18 protein-coding genes are annotated in these 18,782 nt (G+C 68.7%); 15 read left to right on the top strand and 3 right to left on the bottom strand.

All coding sequences use genetic code 11. The features are described 5' to 3' along the window. Positions 1-65 precede the first annotated feature (65 nt). On the top strand, positions 66-1,355 hold the full coding sequence (gene clpX / locus WAF18_RS14450; protein ID WP_337245713.1) for an ATP-dependent Clp protease ATP-binding subunit ClpX: 1,290 nt from the start codon (positions 66-68) through the stop codon (positions 1,353-1,355). A 231-nt stretch (positions 1,356-1,586) separates the two neighbouring features. Then, the gene (gene lon, locus WAF18_RS14455; RefSeq protein ID WP_337245714.1) at positions 1,587-4,046 is read left to right on the top strand and encodes an endopeptidase La; all 2,460 of its coding nucleotides are present in this window, start codon (positions 1,587-1,589) and stop codon (positions 4,044-4,046) included. Between the two features lie 182 nt (positions 4,047-4,228). Here lon and WAF18_RS14460 read toward each other — a convergent pair whose 3' ends face one another. Continuing rightward, a complete protein-coding gene (locus WAF18_RS14460; protein ID WP_337245715.1) occupies positions 4,229-4,774 on the bottom strand; it encodes a Smr/MutS family protein in 546 nt (181 codons plus the stop codon). A gap of 123 nt (positions 4,775-4,897) precedes the next feature. Here WAF18_RS14460 and surE point away from each other — a divergent pair, with 123 nt between their 5' ends. The 4 genes from surE to WAF18_RS14480 are packed head-to-tail and all read left to right on the top strand — an operon-like array spanning position 4,898 to position 7,678. After that, positions 4,898-5,680 (top strand): 5'/3'-nucleotidase SurE, encoded by a 783-nt coding sequence (gene surE, locus WAF18_RS14465; RefSeq protein WP_337245716.1) that lies wholly within the window; start codon positions 4,898-4,900, stop codon positions 5,678-5,680. After that, positions 5,677-6,372, top strand: a complete 696-nt coding sequence (locus WAF18_RS14470; protein WP_337245717.1) for a protein-L-isoaspartate(D-aspartate) O-methyltransferase — start codon at positions 5,677-5,679, stop codon at positions 6,370-6,372. Before surE ends, WAF18_RS14470 begins: the two co-directional genes overlap by 4 nt. Further along, complete coding sequence (locus WAF18_RS14475) at positions 6,372-6,956, top strand: YqaA family protein (RefSeq protein WP_337245718.1); 585 nt, start codon at positions 6,372-6,374, stop codon at positions 6,954-6,956. Before WAF18_RS14470 ends, WAF18_RS14475 begins: the two co-directional genes overlap by 1 nt. Next, on the top strand, positions 6,953-7,678 hold the full coding sequence (locus WAF18_RS14480) for a peptidoglycan DD-metalloendopeptidase family protein (RefSeq protein ID WP_337245719.1): 726 nt from the start codon (positions 6,953-6,955) through the stop codon (positions 7,676-7,678). The genes WAF18_RS14475 and WAF18_RS14480 overlap by 4 nt, the downstream gene beginning before the upstream one ends. A gap of 73 nt (positions 7,679-7,751) precedes the next feature. Here the strand turns inward: WAF18_RS14480 and WAF18_RS14485 are convergent, their stop codons facing one another. Together WAF18_RS14485 and yhbY are read right to left on the bottom strand one after the other, a co-directional pair. Further along, positions 7,752-8,135 carry an Mth938-like domain-containing protein gene (locus tag WAF18_RS14485; protein WP_337245720.1) on the bottom strand — a complete coding sequence of 128 codons (384 nt, stop codon included), beginning with the start codon at positions 8,133-8,135 and terminating at the stop codon, positions 7,752-7,754. A 15-nt stretch (positions 8,136-8,150) separates the two neighbouring features. Next, the gene (gene yhbY, locus WAF18_RS14490; protein WP_337245721.1) at positions 8,151-8,456 is read right to left on the bottom strand and encodes a ribosome assembly RNA-binding protein YhbY; all 306 of its coding nucleotides are present in this window, start codon (positions 8,454-8,456) and stop codon (positions 8,151-8,153) included. Positions 8,457-8,539: 83 nt separating this feature from the next. On the opposite strand from yhbY, the gene rlmE reads away from it, so the two are divergent. From rlmE to hflC, 9 genes are all read left to right on the top strand, one after another. Continuing rightward, entirely contained in the window at positions 8,540-9,166 is a 627-nt protein-coding gene (gene rlmE / locus WAF18_RS14495; RefSeq protein ID WP_337245722.1) for a 23S rRNA (uridine(2552)-2'-O)-methyltransferase RlmE, read from the top strand. Positions 9,167-9,281: 115 nt separating this feature from the next. Further along, positions 9,282-11,210: an ATP-dependent zinc metalloprotease FtsH gene (ftsH, locus tag WAF18_RS14500; RefSeq protein ID WP_183425686.1), complete on the top strand. Its 1,929-nt coding sequence runs from the start codon at positions 9,282-9,284 to the stop codon at positions 11,208-11,210. Positions 11,211-11,344: 134 nt separating this feature from the next. Next, complete coding sequence (gene folP, locus WAF18_RS14505) at positions 11,345-12,241, top strand: dihydropteroate synthase (protein ID WP_337245723.1); 897 nt, start codon at positions 11,345-11,347, stop codon at positions 12,239-12,241. A 120-nt stretch (positions 12,242-12,361) separates the two neighbouring features. Further along, positions 12,362-13,783 carry an amino acid permease gene (locus WAF18_RS14510; protein WP_337245724.1) on the top strand — a complete coding sequence of 474 codons (1,422 nt, stop codon included), beginning with the start codon at positions 12,362-12,364 and terminating at the stop codon, positions 13,781-13,783. Between the two features lie 22 nt (positions 13,784-13,805). After that, positions 13,806-14,792 carry a tRNA (adenosine(37)-N6)-dimethylallyltransferase MiaA gene (miaA, locus tag WAF18_RS14515; protein WP_337245725.1) on the top strand — a complete coding sequence of 329 codons (987 nt, stop codon included), beginning with the start codon at positions 13,806-13,808 and terminating at the stop codon, positions 14,790-14,792. Positions 14,793-14,938: 146 nt separating this feature from the next. Next, the gene (hfq, locus tag WAF18_RS14520; RefSeq protein WP_337245726.1) at positions 14,939-15,217 is read left to right on the top strand and encodes an RNA chaperone Hfq; all 279 of its coding nucleotides are present in this window, start codon (positions 14,939-14,941) and stop codon (positions 15,215-15,217) included. Between the two features lie 20 nt (positions 15,218-15,237). Next, positions 15,238-16,560 (top strand): ribosome rescue GTPase HflX, encoded by a 1,323-nt coding sequence (gene hflX / locus WAF18_RS14525; protein WP_337245727.1) that lies wholly within the window; start codon positions 15,238-15,240, stop codon positions 16,558-16,560. 198 nt (positions 16,561-16,758) lie between these two features. Beyond that, the gene (gene hflK, locus WAF18_RS14530; RefSeq protein WP_337245728.1) at positions 16,759-17,919 is read left to right on the top strand and encodes an FtsH protease activity modulator HflK; all 1,161 of its coding nucleotides are present in this window, start codon (positions 16,759-16,761) and stop codon (positions 17,917-17,919) included. Further along, positions 17,916-18,779, top strand: a complete 864-nt coding sequence (hflC, locus tag WAF18_RS14535; protein WP_337245729.1) for a protease modulator HflC — start codon at positions 17,916-17,918, stop codon at positions 18,777-18,779. Before hflK ends, hflC begins: the two co-directional genes overlap by 4 nt. Positions 18,780-18,782: the final 3 nt, after the last annotated feature.

Below are 18,782 nucleotides of genomic sequence, written 5' to 3' on the forward strand. Positions count from 1 at the left end.
ATGAGGGCGGTGCCGGACGCTGTGCTATTCTCGAAACGTAACCGCAATACTGATTTGGCGAAGGCATGAGCGAAGACCGTCAGGGTCGTTCCGGCGACAGCAACAAGATCCTCTACTGCTCCTTCTGCGGAAAGAGCCAGCACGAGGTGCGCAAGCTGATTGCGGGCCCCAGCGTGTTCATCTGCGATGAGTGCGTCGAGCTCTGCAACGACATCATCCGCGAGGAGCTCGAGGAGAAGGCGCAGTCGGCGCGCAGTTCGCTGCCCAAGCCGCGCGAGATCCTCGAGGTGCTCGACCAGTACGTGATCGGCCAGAAGCGCGCGAAGAAGACGCTCGCCGTGGCCGTGTACAACCACTACAAGCGCATCGAGAGCCGCAGCAAGAACGACGAGGTCGAACTGGCCAAGTCGAACATCCTGCTGATCGGTCCGACCGGTTCGGGCAAGACGCTGCTGGCCGAGACGCTGGCGCGCCTGCTCAACGTGCCGTTCACGATCGCCGATGCGACGACGCTCACCGAGGCCGGCTATGTCGGCGAGGACGTCGAGAACATCATCCAGAAGCTGCTGCAGAAGTGCGACTACGACGCCGAAAAGGCGCAGCAGGGCATCGTCTACATCGACGAGATCGACAAGATCTCGCGCAAGAGCGAGAACCCGTCGATCACCCGCGACGTGTCGGGCGAGGGCGTGCAGCAGGCGCTGCTCAAGCTGATCGAGGGCACGGTCGCCAGCGTGCCGCCGCAGGGCGGTCGCAAGCATCCGCAGCAGGAATTCCTGCAGGTCGACACCAAGAATATCCTGTTCATCGTCGGCGGCGCGTTCGCCGGCCTGGACAAGGTGATCCAGCAGCGTTCGACCGAGGCCGGCGGCATCGGCTTCGGCGCCAAGCTCAAGAGTTCCGAGCGCAAGGCCGACACCGGCAAGGTGCTGGCCGACGTTGAGCCTGAGGATCTGATCAAGTTCGGCCTGATCCCCGAGTTCGTCGGCCGCCTGCCGGTGGTCGCCACGCTCGAGGAACTGGACGAGCCGGCGCTGATCCAGATCCTGACCGAACCCAAGAATGCGATCAGCAAGCAGTTCCGCAAGCTGTTCGAGATGGAAGGCGTCGAGCTGGAGTTCCGGCCCGACGCGCTGTCGGCGATCGCCAAGAAGGCGATCAAGCGCAAGACCGGCGCCCGTGGCCTGCGCACGATCGTCGAATCGGTACTGCTCGACACGATGTATGAGCTGCCGTCGCTGGAGAATGTCAGCAAGGTCGTGGTCGACGAATCGGTCATCGAGCACAAGTCCGAGCCGTACCTGATCTACGAGACCCCGGTCACCGAGCAGAAGGTCGCCTCCTCGGGCGAGTGACCGCAGCGCCCGGAACGAAACGTTCCGGGCCCCGCGCCGTTCAGCTGCAGGGCCCGCCCCAAGGCCGCCACGACGCGCCGCGATCGGACCGATCGCGGCGCTTTCGCGTGGGACCGGGCGCCCCGCTTGCATCCGGCGCCCGCGCGCCCCATAAACGACTGGCCCCAGGCGGCCTCGTCCGGCCGCCGGGCCGGCGCCGCCGGCCGGACGCGATCTTTCAAGGAACCCCCCATGAGCTCACGCGCCACTCCCGACACTTACGATCTCCCGGTCCTGCCGTTGCGCGACGTCGTCGTGTTCCCGCACATGGTGATCCCGCTGTTCGTCGGCCGCGACAAGTCGATCCGCGCGCTCGATGTGGCGATGGAGGCCGACAAGCGCATCCTGCTGGTCGCGCAAAAGTCCGCCGACATCGACGACCCGGGCGCCGACGACCTCTACCAGGTGGGCACGCTCGCCCAGGTCCTGCAGCTGCTCAAGCTGCCCGACGGCACCATCAAGGTGTTGGTCGAAGGCACCGAGCGCGTCTCGCTGCGCGACATCCGCGAACACGAGGGCGCACTGCTGGGCACCGGCGTGCCGCTCAATGCCGTCGAGTCGCGCGAGCCGCGCGAAGTCGAGGCGATCGCGCGCTCGTTGATGGGCCTGTTCGAGCAGTACGTCAAGACCAATCGCAAGCTGCCGCCCGAGTTGCTGCAGACGCTGGCCGGCATCGACGAGCCCGGCCGCCTGGCCGACACGATCGCCGCGCATCTGGGCGTGCGCCTGGCCGACAAGCAGCGGCTGCTCGAATCGGCCGATACCGCTGACCGCCTGGAGCTGCTGGTCGGCTTCGTCGATGGCGAGATCGATGTGCAGCAGATGGAAAAGCGCATCCGCGGCCGCGTGAAGTCGCAGATGGAGAAGTCGCAGCGCGAGTACTACCTCAACGAGCAGATGAAGGCGATCCAGAAGGAGCTGGGTGAGATCGACGACGCGCCCAACGACATCGAGGAGCTCGCCCGCAAGATCGCCTCGGCCGGCATGCCCAAGCCGGTGGAGACCAAGGCCCGCGCCGAGTTCAACAAGCTCAAGCAGATGCCGCCGATGTCGGCCGAAGCCTCGGTCGTGCGCAACTATCTCGACTGGCTGCTCGGCGTGCCGTGGAAGAAGCGCAGCAAGGTCCGCAAGGATCTCAAGGCCGCCCAGGACACGCTCGACGCCGACCATTACGGCCTGGAGAAGGTCAAGGAGCGCATCCTCGAGTACCTGGCCGTGCAGACGCGCGTCAAGCAGATGAAGGGCGCGATCCTGTGCCTGGTCGGCCCGCCCGGCGTGGGCAAGACCTCGCTTGGCCAGTCGATCGCCAAGGCGACCAATCGCAAGTTCACACGCATGGCGCTGGGTGGTGTGCGCGACGAGGCCGAGATCCGCGGCCATCGCCGGACCTACGTCGGCTCGATGCCGGGCCGCATCGTGCAGAGCCTCAACAAGGTCGGCACCAAGAATCCGCTGTTCCTGCTCGACGAGATCGACAAGATGTCGATGGACTTCCGCGGCGACCCGGCCTCGGCGCTGCTGGAAGTGCTCGATCCGGAGCAGAACCACACCTTCAACGACCACTACCTGGAGGTCGATCTCGACCTGTCGGAGGTGATGTTCGTCGCCACGTCCAACTCGCTCAACATCCCCGGCCCCTTGCTCGACCGCATGGAGGTCATCCGCATCCCGGGCTACACCGAGGACGAGAAGCTCAACATCGCCACGCGCTACCTGCTGCCCAAGCAGCTCAAGGCCAATGGCCTGAAGGCGGCCGAACTGACGATCTCCGAAAGCGCGATCCGCGACATCGTGCGCTACTACACGCGCGAGTCGGGCGTGCGCAATCTCGAGCGCGAGATCGCCAAGGTCTGCCGCAAGGTGGTCAAGGAGATCGCGCTGGCAGGTCCGGTCCAGACCAAGGGCAAGGGCGCAAAGGCGATCAAGACGGTCAAGGTCACCGAGAAGAATCTCGACAAGTACCTGGGCGTGCAGCGTTTCGATTTCGGTCGTGCCGAGCAGGACAACGAGGTCGGCCTGGTCACCGGCCTGGCCTGGACCGAGGTCGGCGGCGACCTGCTGCAGATCGAGGCCACGCAGGTGCCGGGCAAGGGACAGCTGACGCTGACCGGCCAGCTGGGCGATGTGATGAAGGAATCGGCCTCGGCCGCGATGTCGGTAGTGCGGGCGCGGGCCGAGCGGTTCGGCCTGGAGCTCGACACGCTGCAGAAGCACGACATCCATGTGCACGTGCCCGACGGCGCGACGCCCAAGGACGGTCCCAGTGCCGGCATCGCGATGGCGACGACGCTGGTCTCGTTGCTCACGCGCATCCCGGTGCGCGCGGACGTGGCGATGACCGGTGAGATCACCCTGCGTGGCCGTGTGACCGCGATCGGCGGTCTGAAGGAGAAGCTGCTCGCGGCGCTGCGTGGCGGCATCAAGACCGTGATCATCCCCGAAGAGAACCGCAAGGACCTGGCCGACATTCCGAAGAACGTCACCCAGGGCATGAAGATCGTGCCGGTGAAGTACATCGACGAGGTGCTCGACCTGGCGCTGGAGCGGCCGTTGCCGCCGCCGCCCTCGGCCAAGGCCGAACCGAAGAAGGCACGTTCGAAGGTGGTGCCCAAGAACGGCGGCGAAGGCCGGCGCACGGGCGTCAAGCACTGACGCCCGCGCAATGTCGCACCGGAGGAGGGCCGCAAGCGATTGCGGCCCTTCTTTATGGGCGTTTCCCAGCGGCCCTCAAAACCGGAAAAACCGCGGTCTAAAACCGGGGTCAGAGTGCAATTTCGCGAGACGAAATTGCACTCTGACCCCGGTTTCGGCGGTTTGCCGCGTCTGCCGGCCGGTCAGCGCCGCGGGCGCAGCAGCACCAGCACGGCGCCGGTACCGCCCTGCGCGCCCGGCGCACTGTGGAACGCGAGCACATCGCCGCGCTGACGCAGCAGGCGGTCGACCAGATTCTTGATGACCGGTGCGTCGGGCGAGGAATTCATGCCCTTGCCGTGCACGATGCGCACGCAGCCCACGCCGGCATCGATCGCGTCGCGCAGGAACAGCCGCAGCAACGCGGTCGCCTGCGCGGTATCGGCGTGATGCAGGTCCAGCTCTTCCTGCGCCGCGTACTCGCCGCGGCCGAGCCGGCGCAGCACGCGTGCAGGCACATCGTCGCGGCGGTACTGCATTGCATCGCCGCCCTGCAGCAGCGGGCCATCGAGCAACTGCCGGAACTCGCTGCGCGCCTCCTCGTCGTCGCGCTCGGCCATGCGCGTGGCCGGGCGCGGGCGGGGCGCCTGTGGTGGTGGCGGCGCGCTGGGCAGTTCGCGCACCGCGCCGATAGCGGCGCGGAACAGCGCGGCGTCGTCGTCGTCGGGCGCGTCGTGGTTGCGGCTCATGGCGCCAGCGTAGCGCGGACGCCGGTCATGCGCAGGATCGTGCGCCCGCGCAAGCTGGGGCGCGTAGGACGCATCCGTTATCATGTCCGCTTCGCCAACCGCAGGGGGCTTTCGGAAACGTTCATGCGCGTACTGGTCAGCAACGACGACGGCGTCGACGCACCGGGCATCCGGATCCTCGCCCAGGGGCTGCGCGATGCGGGGCACGAGGTGCTGATCGTCGCCCCCGACCGCGACCGGTCCGGGGCCAGCAACTCGCTCACGCTCGACCTGCCGCTGCGCGTGGTGCAGCTCGACGAGGCGACCTGGCGGGTCCACGGCACGCCGACCGACTGCGTGCATGTGGCGATGACCGGGCTCCTTGATCGCGAACCCGACATCGTTGTGTCGGGCATCAACAACACCGCCAACCTTGGTGACGACGTCATCTATTCGGGCACCGTCGCCGCGGCGATGGAAGGCCGCTTCTGCGGCTTGCCGGCGGTCGCGATGTCGCTGGTCACGGCCAATCACGATGGGCAGTACTACGAGACCGCTGCGCGCGCCGCGGTCGAGATCGTCGCCCGGCTCAAGGCCGATCCGCTGCCTGCCGACACCATCCTCAACGTCAACGTGCCCGATGTCGCCTGGGACGCCCTCGCAGGCTTCGAGGTCACGCGGCTGGGCAATCGCCACCGCGCCGAGGGCTGTACGCCGATTGTCGACCCGCGCGGCCGGACGTTCTGGTGGATCGGTGCAGCCGGCCCGGAGCAGGACGCCGGCCCCGGTACCGATTTCCATGCCGTGCGCACGCGGCATATCTCGATCAGCCCGATCCATGTCGATCTCACCCGGTACCAGGCGCTCGAGCATGTCGCCAACTGGGTCGGCGGACTGGAGGCCGGGCTCCGGGCGACGCAGGCATGATGGCACGCATGCGGTTGCAACCCGAGGCGTTGGGCGTGGGCATGACCTCGCAGCGCGTGCGTGACCGCCTGATCGAGCGCCTGCGCGATGGCGCGCATCCGGGCGGCGGGATTTCCGATGAGCGCGTGCTCAATGCGATCCGCACCGTGCCCCGGCACCTGTTCGTCGACGAGGCGTTGGCGACCCGCGCCTACGAAGACACCGCGCTGCCGATCGGGCATGGCCAGACGATCTCCCAGCCCTGGGTGGTCGCCCGCATGACCGAGGCCCTGTTGGCCAACGGCATGCCGCGCAAAGTGCTCGAAGTGGGCACCGGGTCGGGCTACCAGGCCACGATCCTCGCCGCGCTCGGCATCGAGGTGCATACGGTCGAACGCATCGGCGAGTTGCTGCGCGTGGCGCGCAAGCGCTTCCGCTCGCTCGGCCTCAATGTCCGCAGCAAGCACGACGACGGTCGCATCGGCTGGCCTGAAAACGGACCGTTCGACGGCATCGTGGTCACCGCGGCCGGCCCTGCGCTGGTCGATGCGCTGACCGCGCAGCTCGCCGACGGCGGCACGCTGGTCGCGCCGGTCGGCGCGGCGGGCGCGCAGCGGTTGCTGGTGCTGCACAAGCAGGCCGATGGCCGACTCGTGCAGCAGGATGTCGCCGCGGTCGCGTTCGTGCCATTGCTTTCGGGATACATCGACTGATGCGGTTGTTCGAGGCGCTCTACGAGCGCGTGCTGTCCTGGGCGCGGCATCGTCATGCACCGCGCTATCTCGCGTCGATGAGCGCCGCCGAGTCGGTGGTCTTCCCGATCCCGCCTGATGTCATGCTCGCGCCGATGGCGTTGGCCCAGCCCCGAAAGTGGTGGCGGTACGCCTTGCTGTGCACGCTCGGTTCGGTGGTCGGCGGCCTGCTGGGCTACGTCATCGGCCACTACGCGCTGGATCTCGTTTGGCCGTGGATCGTGCGCATGGGCTGGCAGCCGGCGTTCGAGGAGATCCAGGCGCTGTTTCTGCGCCATGGGTTTGTGTTCGTTTTCCTCGCTGCCTTCACGCCGATTCCGTACAAGGTATTCACGATTGCGTCGGGTTCGCTTGGCGTCGGGCTGTTACCGTTCATCGCCGGCTCGCTGGTGGGGCGCGGCGCGCGGTTCTTCCTCGTCGCCGGGTTGATGGCCTGGGGCGGCCCGCGTGTGGAGCCGATCCTGCGGCGCTACATCGAATGGCTAGGCTGGCTGATGGTCGGCCTGGTCGCAGTCGGACTGGTCTGGATGGAGTTTCGCCGATGAGGATCGTGGTACTGGTGTTGACGGCCTTGCTGCTCGTCGGCTGCGGCAGCAGCCGGGTGGTGCGCGAGGGTGGCGCGGCGCGCACCTCGACCCCGAAGCCGGGGCAGAGCGTGGTCGTGCAGCGTGGCGACACGCTGTACCGCATCGCGTCAAACAACGGCATCAGCGTCCTGGACCTGGCGACCTGGAACAGCATCCCCCCGCCGTACACCATCTATCCCGGCCAGCGGCTGCGCCTGTATCCGGGTGGACGCGGCGGGTCCGTCGCCGCGTCGTCGGGCGGCACGCGCCAGCCGGTGCAGCCGACCCAGTCGGCGCCGCAGCCGCCCGCGCCGCCACCGGCGCGCAGCCCGTTCCAGTGGCAGTGGCCGACCGACGGGCAGTTGATCGCGCGCTACGTCGCCAACGAACCCACCAAGCAGGGCATCGACATCGCCGGCACCGGCGGACAGCCGGTCCGCGCGGCGGCCGATGGCGTCGTGGTCTATTCCGGCTCGGGTCTGGTCGGCTACGGCGAGTTGATCATCGTCAAGCACGACGAGCAGTGGCTGTCGGCCTACGGCCACAATCGCACTCGACGGGTCAACGAAGGCGAGCGCGTCCGCGCCGGACAGCAGATCGCCGAGATGGGCCGCAGCGGCGCCGCCCGCGACATGCTGCACTTCGAGATTCGCTACAACGGCAAGCCGGTCGATCCGTTGTCCTATCTGCCGGCGCGATGAGCCGGCGACAGGGGCAGGCGTGAAGGCGTGATGCGTCGACGTCAGCGGTGCGCCGCCGACATCGAATCAGCGATCACGACGCGCCGTCCTCCAGCACGAACGCCGCCACCACCCGCCGGCCTTCGCCGGCCAGCACATTGAAGGTGCGCGCCGCGGCGGCATTGGTCATCGCTTCCAGGCCGACGCCGCGCGACAGGCAGGCGGCCATCGTTGCGGCCGGCGGGAAGGCCTGGGCGGCGCCGGTCCCCAGCAGGATCACTTCGGGCTCGAGCGCCAGCACCGGGGCGAGGGCCTCGAGGTCCAGCGTGCGCACCGAGGTGGCCGGCCAGTCCTCGACCAGCGCACGCGGCGCGACGATGAAGCTGCGGGTCAGCTGGCGGTCGTTGACCCGCGCGCTGCTGCCGTCCGCGCCGCGCAGGACGTAGTCGAAGTCGGGCGTTTCAAGGCTGAGCTGCATCGGCGGACCGGGCGCTCAGGCCCGCGGCAGCACGATCTGGCGACGGTCGCGGCTCTGCCGGTAGAGCACGGCGACGTGGCCGATGCGCTGGACCAGCGCACTGTCCGTGCGTTCGGCCAGCTCGGCGATCATTGCGTCGCGGGCCTCGCGGTCGGCGGCCCCGACCTTCACCTTGATCAGTTCGTGATGCTCGAGCGCGGCATCGATCTCGGCGACCAGGGCATCGGTAATGCCTTTGCCGCCCACCTGCAACATGGCCTTGATGCCATGGGCCTGGCCGCGCAGAAAACGGGTCTGGGCAGCGGTCAGGACGTTACTCATGGATGAACCGGTCGCAGGAATGAAAACGGCCCGCAGGATATCATGGCCGTTCGCGTCCTCCGTTCAGCCCGACCGAGCCGGCAATGGCCTCCCGCAGCAAAAGCAGCCAGCGCTGGCTGAAAGAACATTTCTCCGACCCCTACGTGAAGAAGGCGCAGGCCGAGGGGCTGCGCTCGCGTGCGGCGTACAAGCTCGAGGAACTGGTCGAACGCAGCCGGCTGCTCAAGCCGGGCATGGTCGTCGTCGACCTTGGCGCCGCGCCCGGCGGCTGGTCGCAGTGGGTCCGGCACGCCCTGGGCGACAGCGGACGGGTGATCGCGCTCGACATCCTGGAGATGCCGTCGCTGGCCGGGGTCGAGTTCCTGCATGGCGATTTCCGCGAGGATGCGGTGCTGGCCGCGCTCGAGGCCGCGCTTGGCGGGCAGCAGGTGGACCTTGTGTTGTCGGACATGGCCCCCAACAAAAGCGGTATCGACGCTGTCGACCAGCCACGGGCGATGCACCTGGCCGAGCTGGCGATGGCATTCGCCGACGACCACCTGCGCACCGGTGGCACCTTCCTCATCAAGCTGTTCCAGGGCACCGATTTCGACGCCTACGTGAAGGACCTGCGGCAGCGGTACGAGAAACTCTCGATCCGCAAGCCGGCCGCCTCCCGGCAGCGTTCGCCCGAGGTCTACGCCCTGGCCCAGGGCAAGCGGCCGCGCTGAGCGGACGCCGCTTCGGGGCTTGGGCCCATGAACGGCGGCACCACATGGCCGTAGTACCATCGGCCGGCGTGGCGACGGTTTTCTCGCTCCACCTAATGAAGAGTCGAACAATCACATGAACGATCTGGTCAAGAATCTGTTGCTCTGGGTGGTGGTCGCCATCGTGTTGATGGTGGTCTTCCAGAGCTTCAGCCCGCGCACCGGTGCCGCCGGCGGCCAGGACGTCCAGTACTCGCAGTTCATGGAGCAGGTGCGTCGTGACCAGATCGGCTCGGTGAAGATCGCCGAGGACGAGCGCACCATCACGTTCAAGACCAAGGGCGGGCAGACGGGCACGGTGATCGCCCCGCGGCGCGACGACCGCATGATCGACGACCTGATGAACCACAACGTCGCGATCGACCAGGCACCGCCGTCGAGTGGCATCTCGCTGGGTTACATCCTGATCCAGTTGCTGCCGGTCGCGCTGATCATCGGCTTCTGGTTCTTCATGATGCGGCAGATGCAGCAGGGCGGCGGCAAGGGCGCGATGTCCTTCGGCAAGTCGCGCGCCAAACTGCTGAGCGAGGAGCAGACCAAGGTCACCTTCGCCGACGTCGCCGGCTGCGACGAGGCCAAGGAGGAAGTGTCCGAGCTGGTCGAGTTCCTGCGCGATCCCTCCAAGTTTCAGAAACTCGGCGGCAAGATTCCGCGCGGCGTGCTGATGGTCGGCCCCCCCGGCACCGGCAAGACGCTGCTCGCCAAGGCGATCGCCGGCGAGGCCAAGGTGCCGTTCTTCTCGATCTCCGGCTCCGACTTCGTCGAGATGTTCGTCGGTGTCGGCGCCTCGCGCGTGCGCGACATGTTCGAGCAGGCCAAGAAGCAGGCGCCGTGCATCATCTTCATCGACGAGATCGACGCGGTCGGCCGTCATCGCGGCGCCGGCCTGGGCGGCGGTCACGACGAGCGCGAGCAGACCCTCAACCAGTTGCTGGTCGAGATGGACGGGTTCGAGGGCGGCGAGGGCGTGATCGTGGTCGCCGCGACCAACCGGCCCGACGTGCTCGACCCGGCGCTGCTGCGTCCGGGCCGCTTCGACCGCCAGGTCGTCGTCGGTCTGCCCGACGTCAAGGGCCGCGAACAGATCCTCAAGGTCCACATGCGCAAGGTCCCGCTCGACGAAGACGTGCAGCCGCTGGTGGTGGCCCGCGGCACGCCGGGCTTCTCCGGCGCGGATCTGGCGAACCTGGTCAACGAGGCGGCGTTGTTTGCCGCGCGCGAGAACGCCAAGGAGGTCCGCATGGACCACTTCGATCGCGCGCGCGACAAGATCCTGATGGGCGCCGAGCGCCGCTCGATGGCGATGAGCGAGGACGAGAAGACGCTCACCGCCTACCACGAGGCCGGCCACGCGATCGTCGGCCGCCTGGTGCCCGAGCACGACCCGGTCTACAAGGTCACGATCATTCCGCGCGGCCGCGCGCTGGGCGTGACCATGTACTTGCCCGAGGGCGACAAGTACTCGATGAACCGCGTGGCGATCGAATCCCAGCTGTGCTCGCTGTACGGCGGGCGCGTCGCCGAGGAGCTGATCTTCGGCGAGGACAAGGTCACCACCGGCGCGTCGAACGACATCGAGCGCGCGACCAAGATCGCCCGCAACATGGTCACCAAGTGGGGCCTGTCGGACGTCATGGGCCCGATCGCCTACGGCGAAGAGGACGACGAGGTGTTCCTGGGCCGTTCGGTCACCCAGCACAAGAGCGTCTCCGACGACACCGCGCGCAAGATCGACGAAGTCGTGCGCGAGATCCTGGACCGGGCCTATGCCCGCACCCGCGAGATCCTGACCGGCAACATCGACAAGCTGCACGCGATGTCCAAGCTGCTGCTCGAGTACGAGACCATCGACGTGCCGCAGATCGACGCGATCATGGAAGGCCGCGATCCGCCGCCGCCGATGGGCTGGGGCAAGGCCAACCCGCCCGGCGGTGGGGGCGACGACGGCGACACCGGCGGCAAGCGGCCGCTGCAGCCGATCGGGGGGGCCGCCGAGCAGGCATGAGGGCCAGGCTGGCGCGCGGGATGTGATTCAACGCAGCGGCACCCGGGCGACCGGGTGCCGTTTTGCGTGAGGGGCGTTGCGAGGCCGGACGTCCGATAATCGACGCCCCGTCTCACCCCGAGTCCCGACGCCCCATGTTCGACACCGCTCCCCAGCTCGACTGCAACGGCCGCGTCCTGCGGCTCGACCGCCCGCGGGTCATGGGCATCGTCAATGTCACCCCCGATTCGTTCTCCGACGGCGGCGCGCATGCAACGTTGGAGGCCGCGATCGCGCATGGCCTGCGGCTGGCCGAGGCGGGCGCCGACGTGCTCGACATCGGCGGCGAGTCGACCCGGCCCGGTGCCGACGAAGTGCCGGTCGACGAGGAACTGCGGCGGGTGCTGCCAGTGGTCGAGGCACTGGTCGCGCAGACCGCGTTGCCGATCAGCATCGACACCTCCAAGCCCGAGGTCATGCGCGCCGCGGTCGAGGCCGGTGCGGGCCTAATCAACGATGTCTACGGGCTGCGCCGCGAAGGCGCGCTCGAGACCGCCGCCGCGCTCGGCGTGCCGGTCGTGCTGATGCACATGCTCGGCGAGCCGCGCGGCATGCAGGATGCGCCCGAGTACGACGACGTGGTCGCCGAGGTGCACCGGTTTTTGGCCGAGCGCATCTTCGCTGCCGAGATGGCCGGGATCGAGCGCCGCCGGATCGTCGTCGATCCGGGCTTCGGCTTCGGCAAGACCACCGCGCACAATCTCGCGCTGCTGGCCCAGCTCGCGCGCTTGGGCGAACTCGGCGTGCCGGTGCTGGCCGGCCTGTCGCGCAAGCGCAGCATCGGAGAGTTGACCGGGCGCGAGGTGGCGTTCGAGCGCGTCGCCGGGTCGGTGGCCGCCCACCTGATCGCCGCCCAGAACGGGGCCCGGCTGCTGCGCGTGCACGATGTCGCGGCGACCGTCGACGCGCTGCAGGTCTGGCTTGCGGTGGCGGCGGTGCCGCGTCCGCGGGTTGCGGCACCGCCGACTATCCAGTGGCCCGACGACGCCTGAGCGTCGCTGGCGACGTCGGGTCGGCGTCGCAGGTGGCTGCGACCGGCTGCCGCAGCGCACATCGCAATGGGGCGGGGGATGCCCCACACTGTGCGCTTCGTTTCGGGTGGGGATTCCCGCATGCAGGCCTGGTTGCGGCGCAAGAACATCGATCTGATCACCGTGCACGAGGAAGGACGCCGGCTGGTGCCCACCCTCGGCTGGCCGCACCTGGTCGCGCTGGGCATCGGCGCGATCGTGGGCACGGGCATCTACACCCTGATCGGCGTCGGTGCGAACCTCGCCGGCCCGGCAGTGCTGCTGTCGTTCCTCGTTGCCGGCGTGGTCTGCGCCTGCGCCGCGCTCGCCTACGCCGAGATGTCGACGATGATGCCGGCCGCCGGCAGTGCCTACACCTACAGCTATGCGGTGCTCGGCGAGGGCATCGCCTGGATCGTCGGCTGGAGCCTGATCCTGGAGTACTCGCTGGTCGTGAGCGCGGTCGCGGTGGGCTGGTCGGGCTCGGTGGTCGAGTTCCTGACCGGCATCGGCGTGACCGTGCCGCAGGCGATCGCGGTCGGGCCGCACGCGGGCGGCATGATCAACCTGCCGGCGGTGCTGATCACCTTCGCCGTTGCCGGCCTGCTGGTGGTGGGAACCAAGGAGAGCGCGACGCTCAACGCGATCCTGGTCGTGGTCAAGGTCGCCGCGTTGGCGGTGTTCGTCGCGATCGCGCTGCCGCACTTCGACGCCGCGAATCTCGAGCCGTTCATGCCCCACGGTTTCGCCAAGAGCATGGGCGGCGATGGCGTGGAGCGTGGGGTGATGGCGGCTGCGGCCATCATCTTCTTCGCCTTCTACGGCTTCGATGCGATCTCCACCGCGGCCGAGGAAACCCGCAATCCCAAGCGCGATCTGTCGATCGGCATCATCGGTTCGATGGTCGGCTGCACGGTGATCTACCTGCTGGTCGCGCTGGCAGCAGTGGGCGCGATGCACTACACACTGTTCGCGCAGAGCCCGGCGCCGCTGGCGCTGATCATGCGCGAGTTGGGACAGGGCGCCGCGTCGGGCATCGTCTCGGGTGCGGCGGTGGTTGCGCTGCCGACGGTGCTGCTGGCGTTCTTCTACGGTCAGAGCCGGGTCTTCTTCGTGATGTCGCGCGACGGCCTGCTGCCGCGCGCGCTGTCCAAGGTCGATGCCCGGCGCGGTACGCCGGTGATGATCACGCTGTTCACCGCAGTGCTGGTCGCCGCGCTCGCCGGCGTGGCACGTTTGGACGAGATCGCTGCGCTCGCCAATGCAGGCACGCTGGCTGCGTTCACCGCGGTCGCGCTATGCATGCTGGTGCTGCGCGTACGCGACCCGCAGCGCACGCGCGTGTTCCGTGCGCCGCTGGCCTGGGTCATCGGCCCGATCGCGATCCTCGGTTGCACCTACCTGTTCTGGAGCCTGCCGCAGCGCACGCAGTTGTGGTTCCTGGCCTGGAACGTGTTCGGCGTCCTGGTCTACCTGCTCTACGCGCGGCGCAACAGTGTGCTGGGCCGCGGCGGCGACGCGTGAGGCCTGTGCGCATCCGCACGCGATGAACGCCGGCGACGCCCGGCCCTGGGTGATCGCGCTGATGGGCCCGACCGCCTCGGGCAAATCCGCGCTGGCGCTGGCCCTGGCCGAGCGCTTCAATGGCGAGATCGTCAGCGTCGACTCGGCGCTGGTGTATCGCGGGCTGGACATCGGCGCGGCCAAGCCCGATGCCGCCGAGCGCGCCCGCGTCGCGCACCACATGCTCGACCTGCGCGATCCGTGGCAGACCTATTCGGCGGCCGAGTTCGCCGTCGATGCCCGCCACGCGATCGAGGACATCCTCGCCCGCGGCCGGCTGCCGATCCTCGCCGGTGGCACCGGGTTGTACTTTGCCGCGCTGCTCGAAGGCCTGTCGCCGATGCCGGCCGCCGACCCGGCCGTGCGGGCGGAGATCACCGCGCAGGCCGCCGCACTTGGCTGGCCGGCGTTGCATGCCCAGCTTGCGGCAGTGGATCCGGAGGCCGCGGCGCGGATCGGGACGGGCGATCCGCAGCGCATCCAGCGGGCGCTCGAAGTGCATCGCCTGAGCGGCGTGCCGATCAGCGACTGGCAGCGTCGTCCGTCCGAGGCGCCGCCGTTTCCGGCGCGCGTGCTGCAGTTGGCGATCGCGCCGCCCGAGCGCACCGAGCTGCATGCGCGGATCGCGGCACGTTTCGATGCGATGCTCGCGGCCGGCTTCCTCGACGAGGTCCGCGCGCTGCGAGCCTTGCCGCAACTGCGCGCCCATCCCACGCCGCTCGAGCTGCCGGCGATCCGCGCCGTCGGCTACCGCCAGGCTTGGGAGTACCTGGACGGGCTGGGGGATGCGGCGTCGATGCGCGAGCGCGCGATCGCTGCGACCCGGCAGCTGGCCAAGCGCCAGTTCACCTGGCTGCGTGGGCGTAGCCAGGTGCGCTGGTTCGACCCGGTGCGCGAGCGCGCCGCGCTCGATGCCGCGGTGGACCAGGCATTGGCGGTGCGTCCCGTGGTAGGCGCCGGAGACGGCTGAACCGTGCTGCGCGACCCCGGCAGGCCGATCGAGACGAACCGTCCCGTACGCGCGGGGCAAGGGTTGTGTAACATCGGCGGGTCGCGTCGCGGGGAGTGGCGTCGACGGGCCAGCGCCCGACAACAATAACCAAGCTGGGGAACACGATGTCCAAGGGACAGTCCTTGCAGGATCCTTTCCTGAACGCACTGCGCCGAGAGCGCGTACCGGTCTCGATTTACCTCGTCAACGGCATCAAACTGCAGGGCACGATCGAGTCGTTCGACCAATTCGTGGTGCTGCTGCGCAACACCGTGAGCCAGATGGTCTACAAGCATGCGATCTCGACCGTGGTGCCGGCGCGCAACGTGCGCGTGGCTCCCGGTGGCGGTTTCGTTGAGTCTGCAAACGGTTCGGGCGACGACGCCGCCGAACAACCCGAATGAACCCAGAGGTCTGACCCCGCTTGTTCGAACGCTCCCGAAAGGGTGAAAACGCGCTGTTGATCCAGCCCCACGCGCACGGCCCGGCCGACGAAGGCGTGCTCGAGGAATTTTCCGAGCTCGCGCGCTCGGCCGGTGCCCATGTCGCGATGGTGATCCCCGCGCGCATCGACCGCCCCAACGCGGCCACGCTGATCGGCAGCGGCAAGCTGGAAGAGGTCAAGGCCGCGGCCGAGGCCAGCGGCGCCGACCTGATTCTGGTTAACCACCGGCTCTCGCCCGGCCAGGAGCGCAACCTCGAGCGTGCGCTCGAGCGGCGCGTGGTCGACCGCACCGGGCTGATCCTCGACATCTTCGCCCAGCGCGCGCGCAGCCACGAAGGCAAGCTGCAGGTCGAGCTGGCGCAGCTGCGCCACATGGCCACGCGCCTGGTGCGCGGCTGGACCCACCTGGAGCGCCAGCGCGGTGGTTCGATCGGCCTGCGCGGTCCGGGCGAGACCCAGCTCGAGACCGACCGCCGTCTGCTGCAGAAGCGGGTCGAGCAGTTGCAGGCCAGGCTGGGCAAGGTCGAGGTGCAGCGCACCCAGATGCGCCGCGCGCGCGTGCGCAGCGAACTGCCGCGTGTCGCCCTGGTCGGCTACACCAACGCCGGCAAGTCGACGCTGTTCAATACGCTCAGCGGCGCGGACGCCTACGCGGCCGACCAGTTGTTCGCGACCCTGGACCCGACCGTGCGCCGGGTCGACCTGTCGGGCGGTGCGATCGTGCTCGCCGACACGGTCGGCTTCGTCCGCGACCTGCCGCACGAACTCGTCGCCGCCTTCCGCTCCACGTTGAGCGAGGCGCGCGAGGCCGATCTGCTGCTGCACGTCATCGACGCCGCCGATCCATTGCGCAACGAGCGCATCGCCCAGGTCGATGCGGTGCTCGGCGAGATCGGCGCCGGTGAGCTGCCGCAGTTGCTGGTGTTCAACAAGATCGACCGTATCGACGGCGCTACGCCGCGCTACGACATGGATCCGGCGGCGCTCGCCGACGATGCCGTGCGCGAGGCGGTGTGGATCTCCGCGCGCGACGGGCTCGGCCTGGAGCTGCTGTCGCAGGCACTGGCGCGCCGCTTGGGCATGCGCCGCATCGTCGGTAGCGTGGCGTTGCCGCCCGAGGCGGGCCGGTTGCGTGCGCGCCTGCACGCGCTCGAGGCAGTGCGCGAGGAAGTGGCCGAGGAGGCCGGCGGTTGGCGGCTACAGGTCGATCTGGCGCATGCCGACGCCGCACGCCTGGCCGCGCAACCCGAGGGCGCGCCGTTGCGCGCGCTCTTGCCTGTCGACGACCCCGACACCATCTGATCTGGGTCGCCGGTCGTGGGTGTGCCCCGCGCAAGCGCACCCATCACGCTCATTCCCCGATCTTCCCCCCGCGTTTTTCCGACATCGACGACCGTGTTTCCTGCTGGCGCCGTGGCGTCCGCAGCCCGGGAGCCGGTTAGACTATGCAATCCCCGCGCCGTCGCCGACGCAGGCTGCGCGCCCGAAATTGGAGCAGGCATGGCCTGGAACATTCCCGGCAAGAACAAGGACAACGAGTCCCCGGACCGTCGCGGGTCCGGCGGCGGTGACCGCAATCCCTGGCCGCCGCGCCGTAACGGCGGCCGCCGTGGTCGCGGTGGCGGTGCGTTCGACGGCCTGATCGACCAACTGCGCGGTTTGTTCGGTGGTGGCGGTGGCGGCAACCCGCTACGCTGGTTCGCGGTCGCGCTGGTCGTCATCGTGCTGCTCAACTGCTTCGTGCTGGTCGGCGAACAGCAGCGTGGCGTGGTGCTGCGTTTCGGCCAGGCCGCACGTGTCATGGGCCCGGGTCCGAACTTCAAGCTGCCGTGGCCGATCGAGCGCGTGACCAAGGTCGATGCGACCACGGTGCAGTCCTACAGCAACACCGTGCCGGTGCTGACCCGCGACGAGAACATCGTCGTGGTCTCGTTCAACGTGCAGTATCGGGTCGGCGATCCGATCAAGTATCTCTATGGCACCCGCAATGCGCGCGAGATGCTCGAGCAAACTGCGGTCAGCGCGGTGCGCGAGCAGATCGGCCGTGCCAACCTCGACGCTGCGCTCAATGCCCGTGGCCCGCTGTCGACCGCGGCGCAGGAATCGCTGCAGGCCTCGCTCAACAGCTATCAGACGGGCCTGGCGGTCACCGAGCTCAACCTGCAGGACGCGCGTCCGCCCGAGGAGGTCAAGCCGGCCTTCGACGAGGTCAACAGCGCCCAGCAGATGAACGAACAGCTGGTCAAGGAAGCCGGCGCCTACGCCGCCAAGATCGTGCCCGAGGCACGCGGTGAGGCCGCGCGTATCCGCGCGCAGGCCGAAGGCTACAAGACCGCCGAGATCGCCCGCGCCACCGGTGACGCGACCCGCTTCTCGCTGCTGGTCGAGGAGTACGCCAAGGCGCCCGACGTCACCCGCAAGCGCCTGTGGCTCGATACCGTGCAGCAGGTGCTCGCCGAGAACCGCACCGTGGTCGGCGGCGATGGCCGTCAGCTGATCTACGTCCCGATGGCCGGTGGCGGGGCTTCGTCCCAGGCCGCGCCGTCGCTGGTCCCGCCCGAGGTGCTGTCGCCGACCGTCGAGGCCACCCGCGAGGCCGCCCAGGCGCCCGCGCGGTCCTCCCAGCTGCCGCGCCCGCCGCGCGATGGAGGCTCCCGATGAGACTGAATTTCGTCATTCCGCTGCTGATCATCGTGCTGCTGGGCCTGATGGGCTCGGTGTTCGTGGTCCGCGAAGGCCAGGTCGCCCTGGTGCTCAACCTCGGCCGCGTGGCCCGCACCGATATCGGCCCGGGTTTGCACTTCAAGGTCCCATTGATCGAGTCGGCGCGGATCTTCGACCGCCGCTTCAACGCCAGCGCGTTCTCGCCCGAGCGCTCGCTGACCTCCGAGCGCAAGGACGTCAGCGTCGACTTCGTCGCGATCGTCACCATCAGCGACGCCGCCGCGTTCTATCGCGCCACCCAGGGCCGCGAGGACGACGCCAGCCTGCGCCTGGAGCCGATCATCAAGAACTCGTTGCGCAACGAGATCAACGCCAACACGCTGACCGAGCTGGTCTCGGGCAACCGTGCGCAGTTCGTCGACCGCCAGTTGCCGGGCATCAACGAAGCCGCCAAGTCGCTGGGTATGCAGATCGTCGATATCCGCCTCAAGCAGATCGACCTGCCCACCGACAGCCAGGTCATCGTGCAGGTCTACGACCGCATGCGCGCCGAGCGCCGCGAGGTCGCCACCCGGCTGCGCGCCGAGGGCGAGGAGCAGGCGCGCGCGATCCGCGGTCAGGCCGATCGCGAGCAGACGGTGCTGCTGGCCGAGGCCGAGCGCGATGCACAGAAGCTGCGAGGCGAGGGCGATGCCGAGGCGACCCGTATCTACGGCGAGGCCGCCAGCCGCGATCCGGGCTTCTACGCCTTCCAGCGCAGCCTGGAGTCGTACCGCAAGGCGTTCGAGAAGGGCGACAGCGTGATCGTGCTCGAGCGCAACGACCCGTTCCTGCAGTACCTGCGCAGCGACCGCTGAGCA

Source organism: Luteimonas sp. gir, assembly GCF_037198055.1.
Taxonomy (GTDB): domain Bacteria; phylum Pseudomonadota; class Gammaproteobacteria; order Xanthomonadales; family Xanthomonadaceae; genus Luteimonas; species Luteimonas citri_A.

Bases quoted from the DNA above. Each gene is read 5' to 3' on its own strand.
- clpX (WP_337245713.1), top strand. From the start codon at position 66: ATGAGCGAAGACCGTCAGGGTCGTTCCGGCGACAGCAACAAGATCCTC.
- lon (WP_337245714.1), top strand. From the start codon at position 1,587: ATGAGCTCACGCGCCACTCCCGACACTTACGATCTCCCGGTCCTGCCG.
- WAF18_RS14460 (WP_337245715.1), bottom strand. From the start codon at position 4,774: ATGAGCCGCAACCACGACGCGCCCGACGACGACGACGCCGCGCTGTTC.
- surE (WP_337245716.1), top strand. From the start codon at position 4,898: ATGCGCGTACTGGTCAGCAACGACGACGGCGTCGACGCACCGGGCATC.
- WAF18_RS14470 (WP_337245717.1), top strand. From the start codon at position 5,677: ATGATGGCACGCATGCGGTTGCAACCCGAGGCGTTGGGCGTGGGCATG.
- WAF18_RS14475 (WP_337245718.1), top strand. From the start codon at position 6,372: ATGCGGTTGTTCGAGGCGCTCTACGAGCGCGTGCTGTCCTGGGCGCGG.
- WAF18_RS14480 (WP_337245719.1), top strand. From the start codon at position 6,953: ATGAGGATCGTGGTACTGGTGTTGACGGCCTTGCTGCTCGTCGGCTGC.
- WAF18_RS14485 (WP_337245720.1), bottom strand. From the start codon at position 8,135: ATGCAGCTCAGCCTTGAAACGCCCGACTTCGACTACGTCCTGCGCGGC.
- yhbY (WP_337245721.1), bottom strand. From the start codon at position 8,456: ATGAGTAACGTCCTGACCGCTGCCCAGACCCGTTTTCTGCGCGGCCAG.
- rlmE (WP_337245722.1), top strand. From the start codon at position 8,540: ATGGCCTCCCGCAGCAAAAGCAGCCAGCGCTGGCTGAAAGAACATTTC.
- ftsH (WP_183425686.1), top strand. From the start codon at position 9,282: ATGAACGATCTGGTCAAGAATCTGTTGCTCTGGGTGGTGGTCGCCATC.
- folP (WP_337245723.1), top strand. From the start codon at position 11,345: ATGTTCGACACCGCTCCCCAGCTCGACTGCAACGGCCGCGTCCTGCGG.
- WAF18_RS14510 (WP_337245724.1), top strand. From the start codon at position 12,362: ATGCAGGCCTGGTTGCGGCGCAAGAACATCGATCTGATCACCGTGCAC.
- miaA (WP_337245725.1), top strand. From the start codon at position 13,806: ATGAACGCCGGCGACGCCCGGCCCTGGGTGATCGCGCTGATGGGCCCG.
- hfq (WP_337245726.1), top strand. From the start codon at position 14,939: ATGTCCAAGGGACAGTCCTTGCAGGATCCTTTCCTGAACGCACTGCGC.
- hflK (WP_337245728.1), top strand. From the start codon at position 16,759: ATGGCCTGGAACATTCCCGGCAAGAACAAGGACAACGAGTCCCCGGAC.
- hflC (WP_337245729.1), top strand. From the start codon at position 17,916: ATGAGACTGAATTTCGTCATTCCGCTGCTGATCATCGTGCTGCTGGGC.